Below are 1070 nucleotides of genomic sequence, written 5' to 3' on the forward strand. Positions count from 1 at the left end.
CCTACGCCGCGTCGGCTTCCCCGCCTGCCGAACGCGGGCGGACCATCGGTGTCGTGACTACGGGCGTCGTGATCGGCATCCTGGGCGCGCGGATCGTCGCCGGCGCCCTCGCCGACGTGGGGGGCTGGCGCAGCGTCTACGTCGCGCTCGCGGCCCTCTCCCTCGTGCTCGCGGCCTTGGTACTCGCCGTCCTGCCGCCGGAGACACGTACCAGCCCCGTCGCGGGATACCGGCAAGTCGTCGGCTCGCTCGGCGGACTGTTCGGGCAGCGCGCCTTCCTGACGCACGGCCTCATCGCGTTCTTCCTGTTCGCGTCATTCGGCACGCTATGGAGCGGCCTGTCCCTGCCGCTGGCGGACGCACCCTGGCAGCTGAGCGAAAGCCAGATCGGACTGTTCGGCATCGCCGGACTCGCGGGCGCACTCGGCGCGGCCCGCGCGGGTCGGTGGGCGGACGCGGGGCACGCGGCCCCGGCCAGCGGCCTCGCGCTCGCCCTCCTCGTCCTCTCATGGGTGGCGATCGCCCAACTCCCCCGGTCCCTGGGGCTTCTCATCGTCGGCATCGTCGTTCTCGACTTCGCGGTCCAGGTTGTGCACGTGAGCAACCAGCACGTGCTCACTGCCACGCATCCCGACTGCGTGAGCAGCGTGATCGGCGGCTACATGGTCTTCTACTCACTCGGCTCCGCCCTCGGCGCGGCCACGACCACCCCCGTCTTCACCGCCTACGGCTGGGCAGGATCCAGTCTCCTCGGAGCCGGGTTCGCTACCTGCGCGCTGGTCGTCTCGGTGGTCGGCAGGCACGCCCACCACCTGGGCTTCAGAGGTCCCACCGAACAAGTCGGCGGAGCGGCCAGCGGTGCGTCGCCGCGTTTGCGACCGGAACCCGCGGCAGACATTTCCGCTTCATGAGCCATCGATGAATTCCTTTGGAGCTGCTCGCCGGTGAGCGTGACCCGGCGGCTTTTCACGTTCGACAGCCACACTCCGAGCCGCACAGACGTCCATCGCGGTGTTTGGAGCGGCGAGGGTTTCGTACGTGGTGGCGTAGGCCCGGGCCGCACTGAGGTT

At 70.0% G+C, this 1070-nt stretch carries 1 protein-coding gene; it reads left to right on the top strand.

Annotation, left to right across the window (positions count from 1 at the left end; genetic code table 11):
* The coding region (locus ACZ7HQ_RS45895; protein WP_471003697.1) for an MFS transporter at positions 1-911 on the top strand (911 nt) is incomplete at its 5' end.
* Positions 912-1070 lie beyond the last annotated feature (159 nt).

It is taken from the genome of Streptomyces sp. NPDC037290 (assembly GCF_055603245.1).